This window comes from Limnohabitans sp. (genome assembly GCF_030158565.1).
Taxonomy (GTDB): Bacteria; Pseudomonadota; Gammaproteobacteria; order Burkholderiales; family Burkholderiaceae_C; genus Limnohabitans_A.
This window is the reverse complement of the sequence record NZ_JAOASQ010000006.1, coordinates 79,264-85,385: the sequence shown is the minus strand read 5'-3', so window position 1 is coordinate 85,385 and position 6,122 is coordinate 79,264. Positions and strand designations below refer to the sequence as shown.

The following is a 6,122-nucleotide window of genomic DNA, read 5'->3' as shown; positions in this document are numbered from 1 at the left end:
TGCTGTGCTTTTGCACCAGATCGATGAAATCCTGCGGCGTGTAGCGCGACAGGGCTGAGCGGCAAAAATGCGGGTTTTGGCTGATGAAGTGTTTTTGCGGCGCCGATGCGTCGAGCAGCTGGTTGGTGAAGTTGCAGCGCCCGCCGCCCGAGATGCGGATTTTTTCGGCCAGCTTGTCACTGTGGTCGATGACCAGCACTTTCAGCCCGCGCTGGCCCGCCACGCCGGCACAAAACAAACCGGCAGCCCCGGCACCCACGATCACCACGTCCCAAGTATTCATGGACAAGGAGTGTAGGGCCAAGGGCCTCACGCCGCATGGGCGTGCTGTGCTGATTTAGCCGTTCGACTTCATGAAGCCTTGCAGCATGCCCAGCCCCTGAGACATCAGATCACCTTCGGGCAGTTTGCCGTTGGGGGTGAACTGGTCCACCAGACCGGGCAGGTGCTCAGACAAAGTCGATGCCATTTGGTCGGAGGACAGACCGGCTTTTTCGGCCATGGCTTGCAAGGGGCCGTGGCCCAGGGCGGACTGGATTTGTTCCATGGAAATCGGCAGGTTGCTGCCCGTGCCGATCCAGGAGGCCACGATGTCACCGAGCCCTTTGCTTTGGAAGGCCCCCATCAGACCCGACAGGCCTCCGAGCTGAGGGTTGTTGAGCAACTGGCTCACCACACCCATCAAATTCACGCCCCCGGCGGATGGTTGTGTGTTGGACAAAGCCCCGGCCACCTGGCCTGCGATCGCATCAAAAATTCCCATGGTTCTCTCCCTGTTGAGCCAGCCCGGCGGGCCGTGCAGGCAGGAGTCTAGGGGCGAAGGCCCCAGTGCAGGTGCAAGGCCGTGAGCAATGTGTTTTGTTTTGTAAAGCCCCGGCCAGAGACCTCAGGCGGTGCGTTGGTCCAGATGCGCGGACTCTTGTGACCGATGCCGCGCCCGCGCTCCTTGCACCACATCGCCCACCACGATGATGCTGGGGCTTTGCAAGCCTTCGTGTTGAACGGTGGCCACCAGTTCGCCCAGGGTGGTCAGTGCCTGGCGCTGTGTGGGCAAGCTGGCGTGCTGCACCACAGCCACAGCGGTCTGTGCTGGCAGGCCTTGCAGCAAGCCACGGCTGATGTGGTCCAGGCTGCTCACGCCCATGTAGATCACGAGCGTCAGCTTGGCCTGGTGGGCCGTGGTGGCCAGTTGCGCCCAATCGGTGCCGCTGTCGCCGGGTTTGGCGTGGCCGGTCACAAACACCACGCCGTGTGCATGTTCGCGGTGGGTGAGCGGCGCGCCCAGGCTGCTCATGCCGGCCAGACCCGAGGTGATGCCGTTGACCACCTCGACCTCGATGCCCGCTGCGCGCAAGTGTTCGACTTCTTCGCCGCCCCGGCCAAAGATGAAGGGGTCGCCGCCTTTGAGGCGCACCACATGTTCGCCTTCTTGCACGGCGGTGATCATCAGCTTGTCGATGAAAGCCTGCGGCGTGCTCTTGCAGCCGCCGCGCTTGCCCACATGCACGATGCGGGCGCTGGGCGAGGCGTGTTCGAGCACGGCGTCGTTGACCAGATCGTCCACCAGCAGCACCGTGGCGCTGGCAATGGCTTTCACGGCTTTGAGGGTCAGCAGTTCGGGGTCGCCGGGGCCTGCGCCGACCAGGGTGCAACGGCCTTGGATGGGTGTGTTCATGGGCTCACCTCGCTCAGGATGTGTTGGACTTGCCGTGCAATCGCCTCGGGCACCGGCAGCAAGCCCTGCAGCACATGCTCGGTGTAAAGGGCGGTGGCGGCAGCGTCGGTCGTGGGCAGTTCGGGCACTTGCACGAGAGAGCCTTCCTTTTGGTCTTGCACGCGCACCGTCTGGCCATTTTTGAAAACGTCCATCGCCGGGGTGCGGCGGGCATCGGCCACGGGTTCGCCTTCGGTGCCGCGCAGCAGCAATGCGTGTTGGCCGGTCAGGGCAAAGGTGGCCGACATCGACAGCAAATATTCGGGATGGGTGTAACTGCTGACCACCAGCGCCGGTCCATCGCAGGGGTTCATCAGTTTCACCAGGCTGTGCCCGGGGTTGCGCAGACCGACCACGCGGCGCACGGCCAGCAGGCGGTCCAGCCCGGCGTTCAAAACGCCGGTGGGGATGAACTGCACTTGTCCGGCCTCAGCAGGACCCACACGATCGACAGGGTTCACACCCAAGTGTGCGAACACCGCCTGGCTGCTCACGCGTTTGTCTTCGGTGGCCGCGCCATGCACGACCACGGCCACGCCTTCGCGGGCCAGCAGCAGGGCCAAGAGAGGCGTGAGCACCGGCAGCTTGCGTGCCCCGTTGTAGCTGGGCAGCACCACGGTGGGCATGTGGCCGCTGTGGACCTTGTTCAGCCGGGCGTGGGTGGCGTCAAGAAAGCCCGCCATCTCTTCGGGCGTTTCGCCCTTGATGCGCATGGCGATGCAAAACGCGCCCAGTTCCAGGTCACTCACTTGTTGGTCGAGGATCTGGCCCATCAGGTCGGTGGCGCGTGCGCGGTCGAGCGCCCGCGCGCCGTCCTTGCCGCGTCCGATGTCCTTGATGTAGTGGCTGATTCCCATATGGATGATTGTGAAGTAATTCAGATAACTGTTCGTTATATGGGTATGCCTGCCAAGGCTCAGGCGGGCACCGCCACCCGCCGGATGATCTGGCGCAACTCGGGCACGCACGAGCCGCATTGGGTGCCGCAGCGCAGCTGGCTTTGCAGCCCGGCCAGGCGTTGGTCTTCGCTGCCGATTTGAGTTTGCAAGCAGGCAGCGATGGCGTCTTCGCGCACGTTCAGGCAACTGCACACCTGGCGGCTGACGGGTGCGGCCCCTTCGGGCGGTGCGTCGGATGCCATCAGCCACTGGCGAGCCGGCCAGTGGAGTGGCGTGGCCTCTTGCAACAATGTCTTGAGCCAGCGGGCCGAGCGGCTGTCACCGGCGGTCACAAAGCCTTGCAGGCTGCGCAGACCGTTGATGTCTGGCGAGGTCAGCCGCACCGAGCGGCGCTGCATTCGCACCGCATCCTGGTAGTGCAGGGTGTCTGCCTGATTCAAATCCAGGGCATCGGCCACGGCTTGCAGCAAGCGGGCATCGGCCGGTGCGCGGCAGGCGGAACGCAGCAGCAAACCGGTGCGCGGCGCCTGATCGGTCAGTGCAGCCGACGCGTCTGTGAACGGCACCAGGTGCGCAAAGTCAAATTGCGGCAGCAGCTTTTGCAAACGCTGGCGCACCGCCCACACTTGGTCGGCTGGCAGCCAGGCCATGCCTGTGAGCTGCCAGGCGGCCTCGGCCGACAGGTCGGCCCGGGTGATCTGCACCGCCGCGTGCTTGAGCTCGGGTTGTTTGGATGTGGGGCAGTAGCTGGAGGTGGTCAGCACATTGACGCCCAGCCCCGCCTCGCCTTGGGCATCGCGGCCGCTGAGCACTTCGGGGCCCCAGTGCATGGCGATGAAGGCCTGCATGGGCGCGACCTGTGTGCTGGCCTGCACCGGCAGCACCAGCGTGCCGCGCTTGCTGCGCACCTGGACCAGCTCGCCGTCTGACCAGCCCAGGCGCTTGGCGTCTTGCGGGTTCACCTGCACGCAGGGCTCTGGGCTGTGGGCATACAGTCGGCCTGCGGTGCCGGTGCGGGTCATGCCGTGCCACTGGTCGCGCAAGCGGCCGGTGGTGAGTGAAAACGGAAATTGCGACACGCGTTCTTCGGCCACCGGTTGCCAGGCCACGGCGGCAAAACGGGCGCGGCGATCGGGGGTGGGGAACTGGCCGTCGGCATACAGGCGCGCTTGCCCGGTGCTGGCCCCTTCGGGCAGGGGCCATTGGGCGGGGCCTGCGGTTTCCAGCCGGGCGTAGCTCAGACCGGTGATGTCCAGATCGCGGCCCCGGGTGCTTTCGCGGTGTTCGTTCCAGACCGACTCGGGGGTGATGAAGTCCAGCAGGCGGGCGTCTTGCGGGCGGTCCAGCGCCACGGCCAGGCGGCGGCCCAGATCGGCGGCGATGGCCCAGTCGGCGCAGGCCTCGCCCGGTGCCGCCACGGCGGCGCGCACCCGGCTGATGCGGCGTTCGCTGTTGGTCACGGTGCCTTCTTTTTCGCCCCAGGTGGTGGCGGGCAAAAGCAGGTCGGCCCAGTCGCAGGTGGCGGCGGTGGCAAAGGCCTCTTGCACCACCACGAACTCGGCGCGTTGCAGGGCGCGGCGCACGGTTTTCTGGTCGGGCATGGACTGCGCCGGGTTGGTGCAAGCGATCCACAAGGCCTTGATCTGGCCATCGGCAGCAGCTTGGAACATCTCGACGGCCGTCAGGCCCGGCTTGGCGGGCACATCGGCCACGCCCCACAGGGCGGCCACTTCGGCGCGGTGCTGCGGGTTGGCCAGATCGCGGTGGGCCGACATCAGGTTGGCCATGCCGCCGACTTCGCGCCCGCCCATGGCGTTGGGCTGCCCTGTCAGCGAGAGGGGGCCTGCCCCGGTGCGGCCAATTTGTTGGGTGGCCAGGTGCAGGTTGATGAGCGCGGCGTTTTTGGCCGTGCCGTTGCTCGACTGGTTCAGGCCCTGGCAATACAGGCTGAGGGTCGGGCTGCGCTCAGTGCCGTCTTCTTGCACGCCCGCAAACCAGCGGGCCGCTGTGAACAGGTCAGCTTCGGGCACGCCGCAAATCTGGGCCACATGGGCGGGCGTGTGGTCGGCCACCAGCGCTTGTAAAGCTTCAAAGCCCGAGGTGTGGGCGGCGATGTAGGCCGGTTGGGTCCAGCGCTCGGCCAGCATGATGTGCAGCAGGCCATGGAACAGCATGACGTCGGTGCCGGGCTGGATGGCCAGGTGCAGGTCAGCCATGTCGGCTGTGTCGGTGCGGCGCGGGTCGACCACGACCATCTTGAGCGCAGGGTTGGCGCGTTTGGCGTCTTCGATGCGGCGAAACAAAATCGGGTGTGCAAATGCCGCGTTGCTGCCCGCGATGAACAGGCACTGCGCATGCGCAATGTCGTCGTAACAGGCAGGCGGGGCGTCGGCGCCCAGCGTCATCTTGTAGCCCGCGACCGCGCTGCTCATGCACAGGCGCGAATTGCTGTCGATGTTGTTGGTGCCCAGCAGGCCCTTGGCCAGTTTGTTGAAAACGTAATAGTCCTCGGTGAGGAGCTGGCCCGAGATGTAAAAGCCCAGCGCGTCAGGTCCGTGGTTTTGCACGATGGCGGCCAGCCGCTGGCTGGCCAGGTCCATGGCACTGTCCCAGTCCAGCGCTTGCGGTGCCAGGCCCCGCTCGGAGCGCCACTGGGGTGTGAGCAACCGGGTTTGCGCGGTCACCTGCGGTGCCGCCGTCAGGTGCAACGACTGGCCCTTGGTGCACAAGCGCCCGAAGTTGGCCGGATGCTGAGGGTCGCCGCGCACGCCGGTGATCTGCGCGCCGCGTGACGCGATCACCACGCCGCAGCCCACGCCGCAATAGGGGCAGGTCGATTTGGTTTCTTGCAGGATGGGGGTCATGGGCAATGGGGAAATGGGTGAAGGTTGGCTATTCGTAGGTCGGCGGCTTCAGCCCCGACGTTGCCGTTTCTGCAAAGGTGAATGTCGGGGCGAATCTTTGATTTCAGTCATCCCGGACTTGATCCGGGATCCAGTGCACGCTGGTGTCGATGGCCAAGTGCAGCGGTGCTCACTGGATCCCGGGTCTTCGCCCGGGATGACAAAACAGGGGATGTGTTGTCATTTCAAAATCATCGGGCTGGATCAGCCGACTCTGGCTGTAGCCTTGCGTGAAACAGGCCCGGCGATGGGTCGAGTCAAGTCTGTGGCATGCCCGACCAGTTCATCGGCATTCAAAAAAACCACACCCGCCTCGACTTTGACTTCAAAGCGTGGCGTGCAGCCCTCGTCGGGCGCTTGCGCCTGGCCGTCGCACAGGCCAATCGTCCAGTTGTGGAGCGGGCAGGCTACGCTGGTGCCAAACACAATGCCTTGCGACAAGGGGCCGCCCTTGTGCGGGCAGCGGTCGAGCAGGGCGAACACTTCGTCGGCATCGTTGCGGAACACGGCCACGTCCAGGCCTTGGTCACGCGCCACGCGGCGCGAGCCCAGCACCGGAATGTCTTCCACCCGGCAGATTTTTGTCCATGCGGTCATGGGGATTCC

Annotated in this window: 6 protein-coding genes; all 6 read right to left on the bottom strand. The window is 65.3% G+C overall.

Annotation, left to right across the window (positions count from 1 at the left end):
• On the bottom strand, positions 1–283 hold a 283-nt coding region (locus tag Q1W40_RS01540), incomplete at its 3' end, for an NAD(P)/FAD-dependent oxidoreductase (RefSeq protein WP_300708162.1).
• A gap of 54 nt (positions 284–337) precedes the next feature.
• Positions 338–763 carry a YidB family protein gene (locus Q1W40_RS01535; RefSeq protein WP_108325379.1) on the bottom strand — a complete coding sequence of 142 codons (426 nt, stop codon included), beginning with the start codon at positions 761–763 and terminating at the stop codon, positions 338–340.
• Between the two features lie 123 nt (positions 764–886).
• Positions 887–1,675 carry a uroporphyrinogen-III C-methyltransferase gene (gene cobA / locus Q1W40_RS01530; RefSeq protein WP_300708158.1) on the bottom strand — a complete coding sequence of 263 codons (789 nt, stop codon included), beginning with the start codon at positions 1,673–1,675 and terminating at the stop codon, positions 887–889.
• Positions 1,672–2,571 (bottom strand): DNA-binding protein YbiB, encoded by a 900-nt coding sequence (ybiB, locus tag Q1W40_RS01525; RefSeq protein ID WP_300708156.1) that lies wholly within the window; start codon positions 2,569–2,571, stop codon positions 1,672–1,674. Before ybiB ends, cobA begins: the two co-directional genes overlap by 4 nt.
• A 59-nt stretch (positions 2,572–2,630) precedes the next feature.
• Positions 2,631–5,477, bottom strand: a complete 2,847-nt coding sequence (locus Q1W40_RS01520; RefSeq protein WP_300708154.1) for a nitrate reductase — start codon at positions 5,475–5,477, stop codon at positions 2,631–2,633.
• A gap of 243 nt (positions 5,478–5,720) precedes the next feature.
• Positions 5,721–6,113: a nitrite reductase small subunit NirD gene (gene nirD, locus Q1W40_RS01515; RefSeq protein ID WP_300708152.1), complete on the bottom strand. Its 393-nt coding sequence runs from the start codon at positions 6,111–6,113 to the stop codon at positions 5,721–5,723.
• Between the last annotated feature and the right edge of the window lie 9 nt (positions 6,114–6,122).